Annotated in this window: 20 protein-coding genes; 16 read left to right on the top strand and 4 right to left on the bottom strand. The window is 72.6% G+C overall.

From position 1 onward, the window contains the following. Positions 1–86: 86 nt before the first annotated feature. The 6 genes from HC031_RS22510 to HC031_RS22485 all read left to right on the top strand — a co-directional run bounded on the left by HC031_RS22510 (position 87) and on the right by HC031_RS22485 (position 7,500). Positions 87–1,286 carry an APC family permease gene (locus HC031_RS22510; protein WP_205863096.1) on the top strand — a complete coding sequence of 400 codons (1,200 nt, stop codon included), beginning with the start codon at positions 87–89 and terminating at the stop codon, positions 1,284–1,286. A gap of 142 nt (positions 1,287–1,428) precedes the next feature. Continuing rightward, positions 1,429–2,121 carry a DUF5134 domain-containing protein gene (locus HC031_RS22505; RefSeq protein WP_167927369.1) on the top strand — a complete coding sequence of 231 codons (693 nt, stop codon included), beginning with the start codon at positions 1,429–1,431 and terminating at the stop codon, positions 2,119–2,121. Between the two features lie 125 nt (positions 2,122–2,246). Further along, entirely contained in the window at positions 2,247–3,476 is a 1,230-nt protein-coding gene (locus HC031_RS22500; RefSeq protein WP_167927368.1) for an aminotransferase class V-fold PLP-dependent enzyme, read from the top strand. After that, entirely contained in the window at positions 3,473–4,735 is a 1,263-nt protein-coding gene (locus HC031_RS22495; protein ID WP_338090776.1) for a heavy-metal-associated domain-containing protein, read from the top strand. The genes HC031_RS22500 and HC031_RS22495 overlap by 4 nt, the downstream gene beginning before the upstream one ends. 9 nt (positions 4,736–4,744) lie before the next feature. Then, positions 4,745–6,184, top strand: a complete 1,440-nt coding sequence (locus tag HC031_RS22490) for a type III PLP-dependent enzyme domain-containing protein (protein WP_167927366.1) — start codon at positions 4,745–4,747, stop codon at positions 6,182–6,184. Continuing rightward, positions 6,184–7,500 (top strand): pyridoxal-phosphate dependent enzyme, encoded by a 1,317-nt coding sequence (locus tag HC031_RS22485; protein ID WP_167927365.1) that lies wholly within the window; start codon positions 6,184–6,186, stop codon positions 7,498–7,500. Before HC031_RS22490 ends, HC031_RS22485 begins: the two co-directional genes overlap by 1 nt. Before the next feature lie 101 nt (positions 7,501–7,601). On the opposite strand, the gene HC031_RS22480 is transcribed toward HC031_RS22485, so the two are convergent. Next, entirely contained in the window at positions 7,602–8,186 is a 585-nt protein-coding gene (locus HC031_RS22480) for a sigma-70 family RNA polymerase sigma factor (protein ID WP_167927364.1), read from the bottom strand. Positions 8,187–8,272: 86 nt separating this feature from the next. Here HC031_RS22480 and HC031_RS22475 point away from each other — a divergent pair, with 86 nt between their 5' ends. The 10 genes from HC031_RS22475 to HC031_RS22430 all read left to right on the top strand — a co-directional run bounded on the left by HC031_RS22475 (position 8,273) and on the right by HC031_RS22430 (position 17,607). After that, a complete protein-coding gene (locus tag HC031_RS22475; protein WP_338090775.1) occupies positions 8,273–9,040 on the top strand; it encodes a zf-HC2 domain-containing protein in 768 nt (255 codons plus the stop codon). Positions 9,041–9,277: 237 nt separating this feature from the next. After that, entirely contained in the window at positions 9,278–9,796 is a 519-nt protein-coding gene (locus HC031_RS22470) for a copper resistance CopC family protein (RefSeq protein ID WP_167927363.1), read from the top strand. After that, positions 9,793–11,823, top strand: a complete 2,031-nt coding sequence (locus HC031_RS22465) for a cytochrome c oxidase assembly protein (protein ID WP_167927362.1) — start codon at positions 9,793–9,795, stop codon at positions 11,821–11,823. The genes HC031_RS22470 and HC031_RS22465 overlap by 4 nt, the downstream gene beginning before the upstream one ends. Before the next feature lie 194 nt (positions 11,824–12,017). Further along, on the top strand, positions 12,018–12,425 hold the full coding sequence (locus tag HC031_RS22460; protein ID WP_167927361.1) for a four-helix bundle copper-binding protein: 408 nt from the start codon (positions 12,018–12,020) through the stop codon (positions 12,423–12,425). A gap of 192 nt (positions 12,426–12,617) precedes the next feature. After that, entirely contained in the window at positions 12,618–13,766 is a 1,149-nt protein-coding gene (locus HC031_RS22455) for a 4Fe-4S dicluster domain-containing protein (protein ID WP_167927360.1), read from the top strand. Next, entirely contained in the window at positions 13,763–14,227 is a 465-nt protein-coding gene (locus HC031_RS22450) for a cyclic nucleotide-binding domain-containing protein (RefSeq protein ID WP_167927359.1), read from the top strand. Before HC031_RS22455 ends, HC031_RS22450 begins: the two co-directional genes overlap by 4 nt. Before the next feature lie 2 nt (positions 14,228–14,229). Further along, positions 14,230–15,036: an FAD/NAD(P)-binding protein gene (locus HC031_RS22445; RefSeq protein WP_167927383.1), complete on the top strand. Its 807-nt coding sequence runs from the start codon at positions 14,230–14,232 to the stop codon at positions 15,034–15,036. Continuing rightward, a complete protein-coding gene (locus tag HC031_RS22440) occupies positions 15,036–15,857 on the top strand; it encodes an NADH-quinone oxidoreductase subunit B family protein (protein WP_167927358.1) in 822 nt (273 codons plus the stop codon). Before HC031_RS22445 ends, HC031_RS22440 begins: the two co-directional genes overlap by 1 nt. Further along, a complete protein-coding gene (locus tag HC031_RS22435; RefSeq protein WP_167927357.1) occupies positions 15,854–17,152 on the top strand; it encodes a Ni/Fe hydrogenase subunit alpha in 1,299 nt (432 codons plus the stop codon). The genes HC031_RS22440 and HC031_RS22435 overlap by 4 nt, the downstream gene beginning before the upstream one ends. Next, positions 17,149–17,607, top strand: coding sequence for a hydrogenase maturation protease (locus HC031_RS22430; RefSeq protein WP_167927356.1), 459 nt, complete (start codon positions 17,149–17,151; stop codon positions 17,605–17,607). Before HC031_RS22435 ends, HC031_RS22430 begins: the two co-directional genes overlap by 4 nt. Here HC031_RS22430 and hypE read toward each other — a convergent pair. From hypE to HC031_RS22415, 3 genes are read right to left on the bottom strand one after another with little or no spacing between them, the layout of a single operon-like run. Next, positions 17,590–18,630: a hydrogenase expression/formation protein HypE gene (gene hypE / locus HC031_RS22425; RefSeq protein WP_167927355.1), complete on the bottom strand. Its 1,041-nt coding sequence runs from the start codon at positions 18,628–18,630 to the stop codon at positions 17,590–17,592. The two genes, HC031_RS22430 and hypE, sit on opposite strands and share 18 nt — an antisense overlap. Then, complete coding sequence (gene hypD / locus HC031_RS22420; protein WP_167927354.1) at positions 18,627–19,739, bottom strand: hydrogenase formation protein HypD; 1,113 nt, start codon at positions 19,737–19,739, stop codon at positions 18,627–18,629. Before hypD ends, hypE begins: the two co-directional genes overlap by 4 nt. Further along, positions 19,736–19,987: a HypC/HybG/HupF family hydrogenase formation chaperone gene (locus HC031_RS22415; protein WP_167927353.1), complete on the bottom strand. Its 252-nt coding sequence runs from the start codon at positions 19,985–19,987 to the stop codon at positions 19,736–19,738. The genes hypD and HC031_RS22415 overlap by 4 nt, the downstream gene beginning before the upstream one ends. Position 19,988 lies beyond the last annotated feature (1 nt).

Below are 19,988 nucleotides of genomic sequence, written 5' to 3'. Positions count from 1 at the left end.
TGACGGGTAAGCCGGCTGCGCCCGCCGACGGGCAGTTGCTGCGACGGCTGGGGCTGTTCGACGCGGTCGTCATCGGTCTGGGGTCGATGATCGGGGCCGGGATCTTCGCCGCGCTCGCCCCGGCGACCGCGGCGGCCGGTGGCGGGCTGCTGCCCGGACTCGGCGTGGCGGCGGTGGTGGCGTACTGCAACGCCACCTCGTCGGCGCGGCTGGCGGCCCGCTATCCGGCGTCCGGCGGCACCTATGTGTACGGTCGCGAGCGCCTCGGGCCCTTCTGGGGCTACCTGGCCGGGTGGGGCTTCGTGGTCGGCAAGACCGCATCGTGTGCGGCGATGGCGCTGACCGTCGGCCTGTACGCGTGGCCGGGCGAGGCCCACGCGGTGGCGGTCGCCGCCGTGGTGGCGCTGACGGCGGTGAACTACGTCGGCGTGCGGAAGTCGGCCTGGCTGACGCGGGCCATCGTCGCCGTCGTCCTCGCCGTACTCGCCGTGGTGGTCGTCACCTGCCTGACCTCGCCGCACGCCGGGGCCGCCCGGTTGACCATCGGCGGCGGTGTCACCGTCGCCGGCGTGCTGCAGGCCGCCGGCCTGCTGTTCTTCGCCTTCGCCGGGTACGCGCGCATCGCCACCCTCGGCGAGGAGGTCCGCGACCCGGCACGTACCATCCCGCGTGCGATCCCCCTCGCCCTCGGTATCACCCTGGCCGTGTACGCCGTGGTCGCGGTCGCCGCGCTGAGCGTGCTGGGCGGCGGGCTCGCCACGGCCGCCGCCCCGCTGGCCGACGCCGTGCGCGCCGCCGGCGCGCCGCACCTGACCCCGGCGGTACGCCTCGGTGCCGGCGTCGCCGCGCTCGGCTCGCTTCTGGCGCTGATCCTCGGCGTGTCGCGCACCACCCTGGCGATGGCACGCGACCGGCACCTGCCCCACGGGCTGGCCACGGTGCATCCCCGGTACCGGGTCCCGCACCGAGCCGAGCTCGCCGTCGGCGCTGTCGTCGCCCTGGTCACGGCCACCGCCGACGTGCGAGCCGCGATCGGGTTCTCGTCGTTCGCGGTGCTGGTCTACTACGCCGTCGCCAACGCCAGCGCCGCGACGCTGGCCCGGGACGAGGGGCGGCCGCCGCGGCTGGTGCCGGTGCTGGGCCTGGCCGGCTGCCTCGCGCTCGCGCTCGCGCTGCCGCCGCGTTCGGTCATCTCCGGGGTGGCGGTGCTCGCGGTCGGGGCCGCCGCGTACGGCGTCCGCCGCGCCCTCGCCCGGCGGGGAAGGAGCGCCACCGGCGCGCGCTGAGGATTCATTCATCCCGGACGGCGACGGTTGGCCTACACGGATAGCAACACTGCTATCTACGATGCGTAAGGCGTGCTGTCTTCGGAGACTCCCGGGAGGCGGTCATGTCGCGAAACGGTCGCCGGGATCACCGGGCGCGACGGTGATTGTTTCCCTCGCGTTGCGGTGGACGCTGACCTGCGTTTTCGCGCTGCCCGGCGCCCTCTGCCTGGCGCGGTGCGTACTGCCGGCCGGTGCCGGCGGGGTCGTGCCCGCCGACCGGCTGACCGGCCTGGCTCATCCGCTGATGAGCCTGGCGATGGTCGCGATGCTGTGGTCGTGGGGGCCGGACCGCTGGCGTGCGGTGGCCGTCGCGGTGTTCGGGTTCGGCGCGTGCTGGTTCGGCATCCGGGCTGTGGTGGCGGACGCGCGGTGGGTGCCGGTCGGAGATCGCCTCGAACTGGCGCAGCACGCGCTGGGGATGGGCGCGATGGTGTGGATGGCCCTGTTCGTGCACGCGGGGATGATGTCGCCGGCCGGGTCCGGCGGCCGTCTCCTGGCGGGGACGGGCCCGGCGGCCGGCGGCGCGGCGTCAGCGTCGGGCCCGCTGTCGGCCGGTGACACGGCAACGGTCGACGTCTGGCTCGGCACGTACTTCCTCTTCGCGACGCTGTGGTGGATGGACCGGGCGGCGCGACTGCTGTGGACGGTTACGCCGACCGGCGCGGAGGGTGCGGTGGCGGCCGGGTGCGGCGGGGTCGTACCGACACGGCGGCTGCTCGCCTCCGGGCCCGCGGCCGCCGCACACGCGTTGATGAGCGCGGGTACGGGCGTGATGTTGGTGGTGATGTCGTAGCCCCCGGTGGCGGAAAAAGCGGCTTCTATACGGCGTGCTACTTCGTCTATACGATGGGTGGCGAGCGCTGTCCGTGCGTGTCTCGTTCAAGACGGGAGCGTCATGTCCGGATGGGCCCGGATCCCATGAGCGTCACAGGCATCAGGAGACAGTTTCCGGCGCTCGTCGCCGCCCCGCGCGTGGTGTATCTCGACAGCGCGTCCACCACACAGAAGCCGGCCGCCGTCGCCGATGCCGTCGGCCGGTACCTTTCCGGAGAGACCGCCAACGCCGGCCGGGGCACGTACCCGTGGGCCAACCGGGCGACCCGCGAGCTGGAGCGGGTCCGGGAGAACGTCGCGCGGTTCGTCGGCGCCGGCGGCCCGGAGGAGGTCGTCTTCACCGCCGGGGCCACCGCGAGCCTGAACGCCGTCGCGCTGTCCTGGGGGCTGGCCAACCTGCGCGACGGCGACGAGATCCTCTACAACCCGCGCGACCACGCGTCCAACGTCTACCCGTGGCTGAACCTGCGACAGGCCTTGCGGCGGCTCGGTACGACCATCGACCTCGTCGGCTACCGCGTGACCGCCACCGGCGAAGCCGACACCGCCGACATCCTGTCCAAGGTCACCTCCCGGACCAGGCTCATCACGACCAGCCACATCCACAACGTCTTCGGCTCGCTGACGACGCTGCAGGAGCTACGCGGGCGCGTCGGCGGTGCCGTCCTGCTGTGCTTCGACTGCAGTCAGAGCGTCGGGCACGTGCCCGTCGACGTCACCGCGCTGGGTGCGGACTTCGCCGCGTTCTCCGCGCACAAGGTGTTCGGCGCGCCGGGCACCGGCGTCCTCTACTGCCATCGCCGGGTGCACGGACAGCTGCGGCCGTTCCTGCCCGGCGGCGGCTCCGGCGTCACCGTCGACGACGGCTGCCTGCGGGCCGCGGACATGCCGTACCTGCTGGAAGGCGGCACCCCGAACGTCGCGGGCATCCTGGCGCTGGGCGCGGCCGTCGACTTCATCGACGGCGTCGGCATCGACGCGATCGCGGCTCACGACCGGGACCTGACCCTGCGACTGGTGGACCGGCTGCGTCGGGTACCCGGACTGGAGCTCCTACCCGGTGTCGCCGCGGGCGCCTGCCGGGTGGGCTACGGGATCGTCTCGTTCCGCAGCGACGCGGTATCCGCGAGCGACCTGGGCTTCGCGCTGAGCTCGCGCGATTTCTACGTGCGTACCGGGTCCCACTGCCTGTCGGACCACGGCGCGGACGACGGCTCGGTGCGGGTGAGCCTGCACGTCTACAACACGGCCGACGAGATCGACCGTTTCGCGGATTTCCTGGAGCTGATCGTGAAGGAGGCCGGATGGGCGTGACGGCAGCAGATTCCTACGACCGAACCGCCGCCGCGCGCGTTCTCGCCGGACTGGCCCACGCGGGACTGTTCGCTTCCGACCTCACCGGCTCCGACGCCGCCCCTGTCGGCGACCGCACACGCATCGCGTACACGGCGACGCCGATGACGGCCGAGCCGGGAAGTCACCTGACCTACTCACAGCGCCGCTACCTGGAGCGGTTCATGCGACCGTGTCCGCCACGGATGCTCACCAGCGCCACCCACCGCGTCGTCTGGACCGACAGTGCGGGCGTGCCCAACACGGGCCACTTCGGCCCCGGAGCGCTCGGCCCCGTCGTACCGATCGCGGTCCGCGAGACCACGCTCGCGCTGTGGCGCGACCTCGCCGCCAACGCGGTACTCGCCGACGCGGTCGCCCGCCTCGATCCCGGCGACCGTGCCGTGCTCGCGGCTACCACCACCGACCAGGAACCGCTGGAGATCTTCCGGATCGGCGTCGAAGCGGCCGGCCGGGCGCTCGCCCAGCACGCCCTGCTCGCGCACCAGACCCCGTACGCCACACCGGCGGCCTTCGCGCGCGGGATGCGCGACTGCGGCATCTTCAGCCTGGTCGCCACCCGGTGGTTCTGGGAACTGCAGGCCTCCACCTACCGGCGCGGCATGATCCACGTGGCCTTCGCCACGCTGCCGAACGGCACCGTCAGGTACGCCGCCGAGTCCCTGGACACGCTGCGGGCGATGAAGGACGCCACGATCGCCGAGGCGCGCGCGGTGATGCGCAAGGCGACCGGGGCAGAAGGGCTGACCGTCGAGCAGGCCGTGGCGAGGTACCACGACGAGCTTGACCTGATCTCCAAGCAGTACGCGCTGATGGACGAGGATACGCAGCCGCGCTGCCTGGCCCAGATGACCAACGTCGTCGGCGGCGAGCGGTTCAGCGTCCTTCCGGTGGTCGTGCGTAAGTACGTCGAGACCTTCGTCCGGGTGCTCGAGGTCGTCGAGCTGACCGAGCGGACGGCGGACCCGGTCGAGGACGCGACTCCCACCGACGCTCTCACCGACGCGGACGACGGGCGCTTCCACGTCCCGGACATGAACTGCAGGCACTGCCAGACCACCATCCGGGGGCTGCTGGAGTCCATGGGCGTCGACGTGGTCGAGGTGAACCTGACGACCAAGCGGGTGGTCGCCGAGTTCCGTAGCGCGCGTAACCGGCAGCGGGCCTTCGAGGCCATCCGGGACTCCGGTTACACCGTCGTCTCCGGCCCGACGGTCTGACCCGCCGACATGGCAGGCCTGGCACCCCGGATCCATCCGCTGGTCGCGTCGTTTCTGCGTCGCCGGGATCTGCTGGACGAGGTCGTGGCGCGGTTCGGCTCACCGGTACACGTCGTCTTCCCCGAGGTTTTCGCCGAGAACGTCGCCGCCTTTCGCGCCCTGCTGGACGGGTACGGGTTCCGGTACCGGATCTGCTATGCGCACAAGGTCAACCAGTCCCGGGCGCTCGTGCGTGCCGCCCTGCGCGCCGGCCTCGGCGTCGACGTCGCCTCCCCGGGAGAGCTCGCCAATGCGCTCGCCAGCGGGTTCACCACCGATCACATCGAGGTCACCGGGCCGAAGGGCGATGCCTTCCTGCGCGATCTGGTCACCCACGAGCTCACCGTCAACGTCGACAACCTATGGGAGCTCGACCGGGTCGCCTGCCTGGCCGCGCGGCAGTCCGGCGGGCACCGCGCCGCGGTGCTGCTGCGGATGTGCGGGTTCGGCTCGTCGGACCGCGCGACGCCGGCCAGTCGCTTCGGCATCCCGCTGGCGCAGGCCACCCGGGCGCTCGAGCTGGTCCGGCAGCGGCACGACGTTCTCGACTTCCGGGGCCTGTCGTTCCATCTGGACACCAACGACGTGCGCGACAAGGTCGCCGCGGTGGACGCGTGCCTCGCTCTGGTCGAGCGGGCGTACGCGCTGGGGCTCACCCCGCGGGTGCTCGACGTCGGCGGTGGCTTCCGGCAGGTGTTCCTCGCCGACGCGGGCGCCTTCGACGACTACCTGCACGCCCTCAGGCGCGGGCTGGCCGGTGACGGGGAGCCGCTGACCTGGGCCGGTCACACGTTCGGCTACTCCTACGACGGCGGCGCCGTGCGTGGTATCCCGGTGTTCCACAAGTACGGCAACAGCACACCGGGGCCGGAGTTCCTGCGGGAACTGCTGGACAGCCCGCTGGATGGCCACGACGGCAGGACGGTCGCCCAGGTGCTGGCCGACAACCTGCTGGAGCTGTGGGTGGAGCCGGGCAAGGCCCTGGTCGACCAGGCCGGCCTGACCCTGGCCGGCGTCGAGTTCGTCAAGGAGGCCGCCGACGGAAGCGTGCTGGTGAACCTCGACATCGCACGCGACACGATCACCCCGGCCGACCAGGAGGTGATGGTCGACCCCGCGATCGTCTACCGCGGCGCGCGGCAGGACTACCGGCACGAGCCGTGCGGCGTCTACTTCGCCGGCAACCTGTGTCTGGAGCGCGACATGGTCTCCAACCACAAGATCTGGCTGGAGCGGCTGCCGCTGCCCGGCGACCTCGTGGTCTTCGTCAACACCGCCGGTTACCAGATGGATCTGTCGGCGTCGCAGGCGCTGATGCGGCCGCGTCCACCGAAGCTGGCGGCGGTCCGCGGCGGCGCGGACTTCACGGTGCACCCGGATGCCGCCTACGGCGTGGTGGGAGGTGGTTGATGGTCTACGACGACATCACCGAGTTGATCGGCGATACCCCGCTGCTCAAGCTCGACGCCCGGGTGCATCGGCTCGAGCATGTCGAGCTGTACGCCAAGCTGGAGATGTTCAACCCGTTCGGCTCGGTCAAGGACCGGGTCGCCTGGGCCATGGTCAAGGATGACCTGGACGGCATCGTCGACAAGCGTCAGACCTTCATCGAGGCGTCCAGCGGCAACACCGCCAAGGCCCTGCAGGTCCTGGCCGCCACCCGTGGACTGAGGCTGGCCGCCTACACCAACCGGGTCCGGGTGACCGAGGTCAGGGAAGTGCTGCACCTGCTGGGCGCCGAGGTGCACGAACTGCCCGGGCTGTCGGAGTGCCCCGACCCGACCGCCCCCAACGACGTGTTCTCCACCATCGGCGCCGTCATGGCGACCGACCCCGGCGCCTACTACCGCCCGTCGCAGTACACCAACCTGAAGAACGTCGAGGCCCACTTCCGCGGCACCGGCAAGGAGATCTACGACGACATCGGACCGGTCGACTACCTCGTCGGCGGGCTCGGCACGACCGGCTCCACCCGGGGTGCTGCCACCTACCTCAAGGAGCACAACCCGAAGCTCGCCACGATCGGGGTCGTATCCAGCCGCGCGGACTTCATCCCGGGTATCCGGTCAGAAGCCGAGATGTGGGAGGTCGGACTGTTCCAGCCCGACGTTTACACCGAGATCGTCCCGGTCGACTCAGGCGTCGCCATCGACGCCACCCTCGAGCTCGTCACCCGGTACGGTGTGCTCGCCGGTCCGACCAGCGGCGCCACCTACGCCGCGGCGCTGGACGTGCTCCGGCGCCGCGCGGGAGCCGCCGGTGACCGGCCGGTCAAGGCCGTGATCCTCGTCTGCGACCGGCTGGAGCCCTACCTCTCGTACTTCCGCAAGCGCCGCCCCGAGCTGTTCGGCAGGGCCAAGGGCAGGAGCCTGCGCGACCTGGCCCCGGCCGAGGTGGCCGGCACGCCGGAGATCACGCCGGACGACCTCGAAGCCCTTGACGGGCAGCAGGTACTGAAGATCGATACTCGGGGGAGCATGGCCTACCGCATCGGTCATGTGCCGGGCTCGGTCAACATCCGTGATGACTACCTCGTCGACATGCTCAGCCAGGGCCTGCCGTTCCCCACCTCCACAAAACTGATCTTCATCTGCCCGGTGGGAGAGCTGTCGAAGCGCCTGGCGGCGTTCACCCGCCAGGCGGGTTACGATGCCGCCAGCCTGGCCGGCGGCATCGTTGCCTGGCGCGACGCGGGAAAGCCGCTGGAATCAAGTCCGCGGGGATAGCGTCGAAACCACGGCCGACCGGGCGGGTGGCGCGCCCGCACGCGACGGGCGCCGGTTCGCGCGTGACCACCACGCGCCGCGGTGGCGGCCGGCCAGGGAAGCTAACTGGTGGCGCCGAGCCGCCCGTCGCCACGGTTGTCCGCGCGTAGCGCCGCGACGAGGTCCTGCCGGGCGCGCGCGACCCGGGAGCGGATCGTGCCAACCGGGCAGTCACAGATGACGGCGGCCTCGTCGTAGCTGAGGCCCAGGACCTGGGTCGCGACGAACGCTTCCCGGCGCTCCGGCGCCAGCCCGTCGAGGACCTGGCGGAGCAGGACTTCGTCGTCGAACCGGGCACTGTCGCGCAGCCGGGCGGCGTCGGCCGCGGCCTGCCAGTTGTCCAGTACGGCGGCGCGCGGCCGGCGTAGGGAGGTGCGGATGTGGTCGGCGCCGACCCTGCGGGCGATGGCCAGGAGCCAGGTCCGGGCCGACGACCGGGCCTGGAAGCCCGGCAGGGCGCGCAGCGCGCGCAGGTAGGTCTCCTGGGTGAGGTCATCGGCCTCGTTGAGGTTGACCAGGTGAGCCAGGAACCGGTGCACCTGGTGCTGCGTGGCCTCGACGAACGCGGTCACGGCGGCGCGGTCGCCGCTTTTGGCGGCCAGCGCCCACCGGGTGATCTGGGCGTCGTTGACGCCGGGACCGAGCATGGCGCATACGCTAGCCGGTCCGTCGGATTGCTTTCGACCCGACCTGACGGGGAACTTGTCGGCCCGACCGGACGACAAGAAAGGGTGTGGGAACGTTGAAGTGCGAGGCGTGCCGGGAGGCGTTGTCGGCGCGGCTCGATGGCGAGGAGGACCCGGCCGAACGCGTCGGGGTCGACGCGCACCTGGCCCGGTGCCCGGCGTGCCGGCAGTGGTTCGAGGACGCGGCGGCGGTGACGCGGCTGGTCCGCATCGGGCTGTGCACGACCAGCCCGGGAGTCAGCGACGCGGTGCTGGCGGCCGCGCCGGGACCCGGCCGGGCCCGGGTGGCGCGGCTGCTGCGGGTCCTGCTGGGTGTGCTGGGGGTCGTCCAGTTCGTGCTCGGCATCATCGAGATCAGCGTCTTCGCCGCCGCCGGTCACGGTCACGCGGGCCACGGGCTGGCGACAGGCGGGGCGACGTCGAGCCACATCTGGCATGAATCCGCGGCGTGGAACATCGCCGTGGGCGCGGGGTTCGTCTGGATCGCGGCCCGCCGTTGCCGCCCCACCGGAATCGTGCCGACCCTGACCGCGTTCGTGGTGGTCCTGACCGCGCTGAGCGCCGACGACATGCTGGCCGGCCAGGTCGACACCACCCGACTGCTCAGCCACGGCTTCCTCGTGGCCGGGTACCTCATCGCCCTGGCGCTGTCGCATCCCACTTTCGATCTCGGCCGGCCACCGGCCGACCGGCTGCCCGGGCGACCGGGATGGCGGGCCCGGTTCGACGACGAGACGGCACCGGCGGCACCTCTGCGTTCCGTGCCCGGCCTCGTGCCCGACCGGCGCTCCGCCCGTCACCGCCCGGCCGCGTGATGCCGACGGCGCTGACCGCGGCGGCGGACGACCGTCGTGCTGTCGGGCTGACCGGCAGGGTCCGGTTCGATGCGGCGTAGCCTGGCCGGTGGCCCGGCTGTCCGGGGAGGTGCCGCGGCCCCCAGGCAACGTGCCCGGGGCGTCGGCACCGTTGTGACCGCGAGAAACGTTGTGACCGCGAGAAACGTAAGGCAGATCGTGAGTATTCGAGGCGGGTGGCCCCGCAAGGCAGCGCTGTTGATCGTTGCGTTGGTGGCGGCGGTCCTGGCCGTGCCCCAGGCGGCATGGGCGCACAGCCAGTTGCTGTCGACGACACCGACGGCTGGTGCAACTGTCACCGCGCCGATCAGCGAGGTCACCTTGACCTTCAACGAGCCGGTCCACCAGAAGTTCAGCGTCGTCGTGGTCAACGGCCCCGGCGGCGCCTCCTACAGCGCCGGGCACGTGCAGGTGATCGACAGCGTGGTGCACCAGCCGGTGCATCCGCTCCGGTCCGGGTCCTACACCGTCGCGTGGCGGGTGGTCTCCGCCGACGGCCACCCGGTGGAGGGCCGGTTCGGGTTCACCGTGGCGCTCCCCGCGTCTCTGGAGCCGTCGGCGGGTCCGGCGGCGGGTTCGCCGGCGGCGAGCCCGTCACACCCGGCCATCGCGGCGGGTACCCGGACCGGGGCCCGGTGGCCGTGGCTGCTCGGCGGCGGCGTGTTGGCGATCGGCGCGGTCGTGGTGGCCGGTGTCGCGAAGGCGAAGCGACCGTGAGCGCGCCATCCACTCCGACGTCCGCCCCGGTCTCGGCGCAGCCGGGGCGTCGTCGTGCCCTGGCCGCGCTCGTCGCGGCGGCGGCCGGCCTGATCGTGCTCGTCGTCGCGCTGCGGGCCGGCGGCGCCGTCGCGTCACCGCTCAGCGGTCTGCCGGACGCCGGCGCGGGTACGCGGTGGGGCCTGCCGGTGGCGCGGCTGCTCGTCGACGCGCTGGGCACCCTGACCGTGGGTCTGGCGATGACCGCCGCGTTCCTGCTGCCCGGCGACGGCAGGCTGTTGTCGGCCGCCGGATACCGGCTGCTGCGCCGCGCCGCGCTCGGCGCGGGGTGCTGGGCGGTGGCGACGGTGGCACTGCTCGTGCTGACCCTGTCGGACCTGCTCGGGACGCCGCTGCCGCAGGCCGCCTCCATGGCGGGCCTGGCCAGCTTCGTCACGAGCGTGTCGAACGGGCGGGCCTACGCCCTGGAGGCGGTTCTCGCCCTGGTCGTCGCGGCCGCCGGCGCCCGCACGCTACGGCGTAACACCGCCGCCTGGATCACGGTCGCCGCGACGGTCGCGGTGATGCTGCCGGCCTTCACCGGCCACGCCGCCGGCGCCGGTAACCACCAGATCGCGGTGACGGCCCTCGCCATGCACGTGGTGGCCGCGGCGCTGTGGGCCGGCGGGCTCGCCGCGCTGCTGGCCCTGCGCCGTACCGACGTGCTCGCGGGTGCGGCGGCCCGCTACAGCCGCCTCGCGCTGGGCTGTTTCGTCGTGGTCGCGTACAGCGGCGTGGCCAACGCGTACGTGCGCCTCGGCACCCTCGATCAGCTGTGGCGGTCGGCGTACGGCTGGTTGATCGTGGGCAAGACGCTGGCGCTGCTGGTGCTCGGCGGGTTCGGCGCGCTGCACCGGGCCCGGACGTTGCCGGCGCTGGCCGCTCGCCGGCCGGGGGCGTTCCGGCGGTTCGCCGGGGCCGAGGCGGCCGTCTTCGCCGCCACGTTCGGCCTGGCGGTGGCGCTGTCACGCAGCCCGACGCCGGTGCCGACCAACCCGCCCAACCCCGACCCGACCACCGACCTGCTCGGCTTTGCGATGCCGCCGGCCCCCACCGTCGCGCGGATGGTCACCGAGGTGGTGCCGGACCTGTTCTTCCTCACCGTCGTCGTGGTCGCCGCCGGCGCGTACCTGGCCGGAGTGTGGCGGCTGCGCCGCCGGGGCGACGCCTGGCCGGTCGAGCGGACCGTGTGCTGGCTCGCCGGTCTGGCGGTGCTGGGCGCGGTGACGCTGCTCGGCTTCGGCAAGTACGCCTACGTCCTGTTCAGCGTGCACATGGCCCAGCACATGACGCTCGCGATGGTCGTACCCGTGCTGCTGGTGCTCGGCGCGCCCGCCACTCTGGCGCTGCGGGCGCTGCGGCCGTCACCGGACCCGACGGTGCGCGGGCCGCGGGAGTGGCTGCTGCTGGCCCTGCACAGCCGCGTCACCCGGCTGCTCACCCACCCGGTGGTCGCGCTGGCGCTGGTGGTGGCGAGCCTCTACGGGCTGTACTTCAGCAACCTGTTCGAGGTGCTGATGCGCACCCACCTCGGGCACCTGGCGATGCTCACCCACTTCGTGGTGTCGGGGTACCTGTTCTTCTGGGTCGTCGTCGGCGTCGACCCGGGCCGTCGGCAGTTGCCGCACCCGGTGCTGATCCTGGTGCACTTCGCCTCGATGACCTTCCACGCCTTCTTCGGCATGGCGCTGATGCTGCAGACCAGCCTGTTCGCGGCGGGCTGGTTCGGCGCCCTGCACCCGGCCTGGCGGGCGTCGCTGACCGCTGACCAGCGACTGGCCGCCGGCATCGCCTGGTCCTTCGGCGAGATCCCGGCCGGCGCCGTGATGGTGATCCTGGTCGTGCAGTGGATCCGCGCCGACGAGCGTGAACAGCGCCGCCTCGACCGGGCCGCCGCGCGCGCCGAGGCGGAAGGTACCGAAGACGATCTCGCCCGCTACAACGCCTTCCTGAAAGCGGCGAACGCACCCGACGCCCAGCCCCGGTAGCGCACCGCTCGGCGTCGGGTGACAGCGAGGCGGTGGTCGGCCCCGGTCATCGTGCGGTCGAAGACGGCCGTTCCGGGTCAGCCGCCGCCGAAAACCTTTCCGCCGGTGCGCGTGAACGGCGGAGCTGGTTTGGCCGCCGCTCGGGAGGTGAGTGCGAATCGGGTCCGCGTACCCCGATTGCCAGGAGGATCAGCATGGCGGTGACACGGCAGGTCTTGGACACCATGACCGTCGGTATCAGGCCCGAGGTGGGCAGTGAGACGCTGGCGGCCGCGATCGACGCGATGCTCGAATGCGAGGAAGCCGTCAACACCTGCGCGGCGGCGATGGTCACCGAGGACGACGTCCGCGAGCTGCGCGAGGCGATCATCCGGGATATGAACTGCGCGGACGTGGTAGCGGTGACCCGCCGGGTGCTCACCCGCGCCAACGACACCGCGCTGCTCGTCGCGCAGTTGCAGGCGTGCGTGGCCGCCTGCGAACACAGTGCCGAGCTGTGCGGCCGGCACGCCGGCCACCACGAGCACTGCCGGTTGTGCTCGCAGGCCACCCGTCGGTGCGCTGACGCGTGCGGGCAGGTTCTGCGAGACCTGCCGCGCTGACCGTCCGGCGGACCCTCCGACCGGACGCCGTGTCTGCCGGGCGCCTCGTGGTGGCGTCCGGGAAGGCGTTCGGCCCACCCCTCGGGACAGGCGAGGCAGCGCCGGTGACTGCCGTTCGGGGGACCTTCGGCCCTGCCCGGCAGCGCGCCCCCTCGGGTGGGATGGAGCTGGCCGCCCGGAGGGGGATACGCGATGCCCGTGCTGCTCACCTCGCTCGATCCGCTCGTCGCGGCGCTGCGTGCGGACGGGTACCGCGTGGTCGGGCCGACGGTCCGCGACGGCGCGATCGTGCTGGCCGAGTTGGACCGTGCCGACATGTTGCCGTACGGCTGGGGCGTGCGTCTCGGGCCGGGCGGGTACCGGCTGCGCGAACGCGACGACCGGGCGGCCTTCGCCAACTCGGCGGGGCCGCAGTCGTGGAAGCAGTTCCTCCACCCGCCACGCCAGCAGCTCTGGTCGGCGGAGCGTGACAGCGACGGAGGTTTCACCGTCGCCGAGCCGGCCGACGAGCCGCCCCGGTACGCGTTTCTCGGGGTCCGCCCGTGTGACCTGCGCGCCATCTCCGTGCTCGATCACGTGCTCGGTGCCGGCGCCGACAACCGGTACGCGCGGCGACGCGAGGGGATCTTCATCGTCGTGGCCAACTGCACCGAGCCGGGGGAGACCTGCTTCTGTGTGTCGGCCGGGGGCGGGCCGGGCGTCGGTCCCGGCCATGACGGCGCGGGTTACGACCTCGCCCTGACCGAACTGGCCGACGACGACGGCGTCCGGTACGTGGTCGACGCCGGCAGCGAGGACGGCTGGCGCCTGCTCGACCGCCTGCCGTACGAGGCGGCGGAGCCGCCCACCACGGCCCGCGCCCGGGACGCGGTCGCGCGTGCCGCCGACCGGATGGGGCGGACGCTGCCGGCGGCGGACCTGCGTGCGCTGTTGGCCGGCACGCTCGAGGCGGCCCGGTGGGACGACGTGGCCGCCCGCTGCCTGTCCTGCGGCAACTGCACCATGGTGTGCCCCACCTGCTTCTGTACCAGTGTCGAGGACACCACCGATCTGACCGGCGACCATGCCGAGCGGTGGCTGCGCTGGGAATCCTGCTTCGACCTGGACTTCTCGTATCTGCACGGTGGTCCGGTGCGTTCGTCGCGGCGCAGCCGGTACCGGCAGTGGCTGACCCACAAGCTGGGCACCTGGCACGACCAGTTCGGCGAGTCCGGCTGTGTCGGCTGTGGCCGGTGCATCGTGTGGTGCCCGGTCGGCATCGACATCACCGAGGAGACGCACGCGCTCGCGGCCGAGTACGAAGCGTCGACCGACGACCGCGGCGGAGGTGCGCAGCGATGACGGCAACCTCCTACGACCTCCTGGCGGCGAGCGCGTTCCTGACCGGGCTCTCGGAGGGACACCTGCGGCAGTTGTCGTACACGGCGAGCCGATGCGTGTTCCGGGCCGGCAGCCGGGTGTTCGCCGAAGGCGGCCACGCCGACCGGTTCTGGCTCATCAACGCCGGCCGGATCGATCTCGACACGCACGTGCCCGGCCGGGGCGACGTGGTCGTGGAGACCCTCGGGCCCGGCGCGGTGCTCGGCTGGTCGTGGCTGTTCCCGCCGTACCGCTGGCACTTCGGCGCGTTCGCGCCCCAGACCACGTTCGCGGTGAGCCTGGACGCTTCCGGCGTACGTCGCCTGTGCGAGCGGGATCCGGCGCTCGGCTACCAGTTGACCAGCCGGTTCGTGCAGGTGGTCGTGGAACGGCTCCAGGCGACGCGGATGCGGCTGCTGGACCTGTACAAGGTGCCGTCGTGACCATGATGCCGCTGCCGTACCGGGTGACCGGGCGGCGGCAGGAGACCTCCGACACGGCGACCCTGATCCTGGAGCCGGTCAGGCAGCCGATGGCGGCGGCGCGGCCGGGACAGTTCAGCATGGTGTACGCGTTCGGGGTCGGCGAGGTGCCGATCTCGGTCAGCGGGCCGCCCGACGCCGACCTGGTCGTGCACACGTTGCGGGCCGTCGGGGCGGTGACCCGTGCGCTGCACGACGCCCGGGTCGGACAGGTGCTGGGCCTGCGCGGCCCGTACGGCACCGATTGGGGACTGCCCGTACCGGTGGGGTCCGACCTCGTCATCGTCGGCGGCGGCATCGGTCTGGCGCCGCTGCGACCGGCGGTCTACCACGCGCTCGACCAGCGGGCGCGTTACCGCCGGGTCGCGGTGCTGATCGGCGCCCGCACCCCGGACGACCTGCTCTTCACGAAGGAGTACGACGACTGGCGGGCCGGGGGCGTCGAGGTGGGTGTGACCGTCGACCGCGCCGACACCACCTGGGCCGGACGCGTCGGCGTGGTCCCGGACCTGATCACCGGTCTGGAGTTCGCGCCGGAGTCCACCGTCGCGTTGGTGTGCGGCCCCGAGGTCATGATGCGCTTCACCGCGCGGGCGCTGCTCCGGCGAGGCGTGCCACCGGCGGCGGTCCGGGTGTCGCTGGAACGGAACATGCACTGCGGTACGGCGCTGTGCGGCCACTGCCAGCTCGGTCCGCTCCTGCTCTGCCGGGACGGCCCCGTGGTCGGCTACGACCGGGCGCAGCCGCTGACCGGAGTGAAGGAGCTGTGATGAGCGCTCCTCCCACGCTCGCGGTCTGGAAGTTCGCCTCGTGCGACGGCTGCCAGCTGACGCTGCTCGACTGCGAGGACGAGTTGCTGCAGATCGCCGGCGCGGTGCGCATCGCGCATTTCCTGGAGGCGTCGCGCGCCGTCGTCGAGGGCCCGTACGACGTCTCGCTCGTCGAGGGCTCCATCACCACGGCGGCCGACGCCGACCGGATCAGGCGGGTCCGCGACCGGTCGAGGATCCTGGTGACGATCGGCGCCTGCGCCACCGCCGGCGGGGTCCAGGCGCTGCGCAACTTCGCCGACGTCGAGGAGTTCCGGTCGGTCGTGTACGCCAAGCCGGAGTACGTGGCCACGCTGGCGGACTCCACGCCGATCGCCGCCCACGTCCCCGTCGACTACGAGCTGCGCGGCTGCCCGATCGACCGCACCCAGCTGGTGAACACCCTCGCCGCCCTGCTCGCCGGCCGCAGGCCGGACCTGCCGATGCACAGCGTCTGCTTCGAGTGCAAGCGCCGGGGCACCCCGTGCGTGATGGTGGCGAAGGGCATCCCGTGCCTCGGGCCGGTGACCGCGGCCGGCTGCGGCGCGCTGTGCCCGGCGTACGGCCGTGGCTGCTACGGCTGCTTCGGCCCCGCCGCGACCGTGAACGCCGACGCCCTGACCGCGCAGTTCCGCGTGCTGGGCATGGACCAGGCGGAGATAGAGCGGATCTTCGCGACGTTCAACGTGGCCGCGTTCAAGGCCGCGACCACGCCGGGGGCGCCCGAGGAGCACGCGGCGCCGGCGTTCCTCGGGATGCCGCAGGTCAGGAGAGCCGAATGACGCACCGTGGGGACCGCTCGCTGCGCGTGGGCGCGCTCGCCCGGGTCGAGGGCGAGGGCGCGATGCGGGTACGCGTCGATCAGGGGCGGGTCGCCGACGTCGCGTTGGAGATCTACGAGCCGCCGCGCTTCTTCGAGGCGCTGCTGCGCGGCCGCCGCTACACCGAGCCGCCCGACATCACCGCCCGGATCTGTGGGATCTGCCCGGTGGCCTACCAGATGTCGGCGTGCCAGGCGATCGAGGACGCCTGCGGCGTCACGGTGGACGGCCGGGTAGCCGACCTGCGGCGGCTGCTGTACTGCGGCGAGTGGATCGAAAGCCACACCCTGCACATCTACCTGCTGCACGCGCCCGACTTCCTCGGCTACCCCGGCGTGGTGGAGATGGCCCGCGACCACCGTGCGGTGGTGGAGCGCGGCCTGGCGCTGAAGAAGACCGGCAACGCGATCATGTCGCTGCTCGGCGGGCGCGCCATCCACCCGGTCAACGTCCGCGTCGGCGGCTTCTACCGGGTACCGACCCGGGCCGAACTCCGCGACCTGGTCGAGCCGCTGCGCCGGGCCCGTGACGCCGCTCTCGCGACGGTCGAGTGGGTGGCCGGCTTCGAGTACCCGGACTTCCATCACGACCACGAACTGCTCGCGCTCGTCGAGCCCGGCCGGTACGCGATCGAACGCGGCACCCCGACCACCGATCGGGGTCTTGCGTTCGCCGTCGCGGCGTTCGACGAGTACGTCATCGAGGAGCAGGTACCGCACTCCACCGCGCTGCACGCCCGGCTGAACGGGCGCGGCGGCTACCTGACCGGGCCGACCGCCCGGTACGCGCTGAACCGGCGGTGGCTGTCGCCGCTCGCCCGCCAGGCCGCCGACGCCGCGGGCCTCGGCGCCGACTGCCGCAACCCGTTCCGCAGCATCGTCGTGCGGGCGGTCGAGGTCGTGTACGCCGTCGACGAGGCGCTCCGTCTCATCGACTCCTACGAGCCGCCTGCCGCGCCGGCGGTGGACGTGCCGCCGCGCGCCGGGGTCGGCTGCGGCGCCACCGAGGCGCCGCGGGGGACGCTGTTCCACCGGTACGTCCTCGACGCCGACGGCACGGTCACGAGCGCGCGCATCGTCCCGCCCACGTCCCAGAACCAGGCCAGCATCGAAGCCGATCTGCGCCGCTTCGTCGGCGACCGGCTGCACCTCGACGACCATGCCCTCACCCACCAGTGCGAACAGGCGATCCGTAACTACGACCCGTGCATCTCCTGCGCCACCCACTTCCTCGACCTGACCGTGCAGCGCACATGATCGTCATTGGCGTGGGCAACTCGTACCGGCGCGACGACGGCGTCGGTCCGTACGTGGTCGAGCGGTTGCGGGAACGGGGCGTACCCGACGAGGTTCTCGCCGTGAGCGACGGCGAGACCACCGAGCTGATCGACCTGTGGGACGGCGAGGATCTCGCCGTCGTGGTCGACGCCGTCCGCGCCGCGCCGACACACCCCGGCCGGATCCATCATCTCGCCGTGGCCGACCCACCGGCCGAGCGCTGCCGAGCCGCCCACGGCCTCGACCTGGGCGAGGCGGTCGAGCTGGCCCGGGTGCTGGGCCGGCTGCCCCGGCGGCTCGCCTTGTACACAGTGGAGGCGACAGACATCGACTACGGCGTCGGGTTGACGCCCGCCGTCATCGAGGCGGCCGGGCGCCTCACCGACGAGATTGCACATCTGGTGCAGGCGAGCGCGTCAGCAGATACGGGGTAGCTGCTCGCCGACGAGCATGTCGACGATGCGCCGGGAGCCGACGAGCGTACGGGCCGTGACCCGGCCGACCGGCCCGGCGACGACGTCGCCGATGACCCGGGCCCGGGCACCCTCGGGTCGCGAACGCATCGCGGCGAGGACCCGGTCGGCGGCTCCCGCGGCGACCAGCGCGACCAGGCAGCCCTCGTTGGCCACGTGCAGGACGTCGAGGCCGAGCAGCTCGCAGGCGGCCGCCACGGCTGGCGGCACCGGTACCGCGGCCTCCTCGATGTCGATACCGACGCCACTGGCGGCGGCGAGTTCGTTGAGCGCGCTGGCGAGGCCGCCGCGCGTCGGGTCGCGCAGGGCGTGCACGTCCGGGCCGCCCGCGGCGATCATCGCCGCCACCAGGCCGTGCAGCGGCTGGCTGTCGGAGGTGATGTCGGCCTCGAAGCCCAGCCCCTCCCGGACCGACAGGATCGCCGAGCCGTGGCTGCCGATCGGTCCGGACAGCAGGACCACGTCGCCCGGCGCGCCGCGCACGGCCGAGACGTCGGCCCCCGGTAGCCGCCGGCCCAGGCCGGTGGTGGTGAGGTAGATGCCGTCGGCGGCGCCGCGGCCGACCACCTTGGTGTCGCCGGTGACCACCGGCACCCCGACCGTGCGCGCGGCCGCCGCGACCGATGCGGTCACGGCGTGGAGTTCGGCCACGTCCAGGCCCTCTTCCAGCAGGTACGCCAGGCACAGCGCGACCGGCTCGGCGCCGCGCATGGCGAGGTCGTTGACGGTTCCGTAGACGGCGAGCGAACCGATGTCGCCGCCGGGGAAGAAACGGGGCGTGACGACGAACCCGTCGGTGGACAGCACCGCCTCACCGCCGGCGAACGGGACGACCGCCGCGTCCTCGATCGGGGCGGCCAGGTGCGGGGCGATGACGTCGCGCAGCAGTTCGGCCATGAGCTGGCCGCCCGATCCGTGCCCCAGCAGCAGCCGATCGGTCGATCGTGCGGGCGCGGGACAGGCGGCCAGCAGCGGATTCGTCATCGCGCAGTCTCCTCGACGGTCGGTGATCGACGGCCGGCCGCGTAGAAGGCCGCGCAGGTGCCCTCGCTGGAGACCATGGGCGCGCCGAGTGGGTGACGCGGGGTGCATTCCACGCCGTACGCGAGGCAGTCGGTGGGCAGCCGGGTGCCGCGCAGGATCTCGCCGGCGATGCACTCCGGATGCTCGCGGGTGGTCACCGCGCCGACGCCGAAGCGGCGTTCGGCGTCGAACCGGGCGTACGCCGCGGCGAGGGCGAGCCCGCTGGCCGGGATGGGGCCGATGCCGCGCCAGGTACGCGATGCGACCGTGAAGACCTCCCGCATCGCGGCCTGCGCGGCCGTGTTGCCGGTGCGGCGCACGGCCCGGGCGTACTGGTTTTCGACCTCGGCCCGGCCGTCCTCGAGTTGGCGCACCGCCATGAGAATGCCTTCGAGCAGGTCGAGGGGCTCGAAGCCGGTGACCACGATCGGCACCCGGTAGCGGGCGGCGATCGGCTCGTACTCGGTCCAGCCCATGATCGCGCACACGTGCCCCGCGGCCAGGAAGGCCTGCACCTCGTTGTCCGGGGCGTCCAGGATCGCGGTGATCGCCGGGGGCACGAGCACGTGGCTGACCAGCACGCTGAAGTTGTCCAGGCCGGCGCGGGCGGCATGCAGCACGGCCATCGCGTTGGCCGGCGCGGTCGTCTCGAAGCCGACGGCGAAGAACACCACCTGTCGGTCGGGACAGGCGGCGGCCAGCCGCACCGCGTCCAGGGGAGAGTAGACCGCGCGAACGTCACCGCCGCGCGCCTTGACGCCGAGCAGGTCACCCTGCGAGCCCGGGACCCGCAGCATGTCGCCGTAGCTGGCGAAGACGACCCCCGGGCGGGCGGCGATGGCGAGGGCCTTGTCGACGGTCTCCAGCGGGGTGACACAGACCGGACAGCCGGGACCGTGGATCATATGGATCCCGGCCGGTAGCAGCTCGTCGATGCCCTGCCGCACGATGGTGTGGGTCTGTCCGCCGCAGACCTCCATGATCGTCCAGGGGTGTCCCGCGGCCGCGGCCAGGTCGGCCAGCAGGCGGCGGGCCAGCACGGGATCGCGGTACTCGTCGAGGTACTTCACTTTGGCCCCAGCTCTCCGGTGAGGGCGTCCGGGATGGCTCTGATCACGGCGAGGGTGCGTTCGGCCTCAGCGGGGTCGACGACGCTGATGGCGAATCCGACGTGGACGATGACGTAGTCACCGACGTCGGCCTCCGGTGCGTAGGCCAGGCACACCTGCCGGCGCACCCCGTCGAAGTCCACGGTGCCGCTGCGCAGGTCGCCCCCGCCGCAGACATCGATGATCCGTCCGGGTATGCCGAGGCACATG

The sequence above is a fragment of the Planosporangium thailandense genome (assembly GCF_011947195.1).
Classification (GTDB): domain Bacteria; phylum Actinomycetota; class Actinomycetes; order Mycobacteriales; family Micromonosporaceae; genus Planosporangium; species Planosporangium thailandense.
This window is presented reverse-complemented; position numbering and strand designations above follow the sequence as displayed.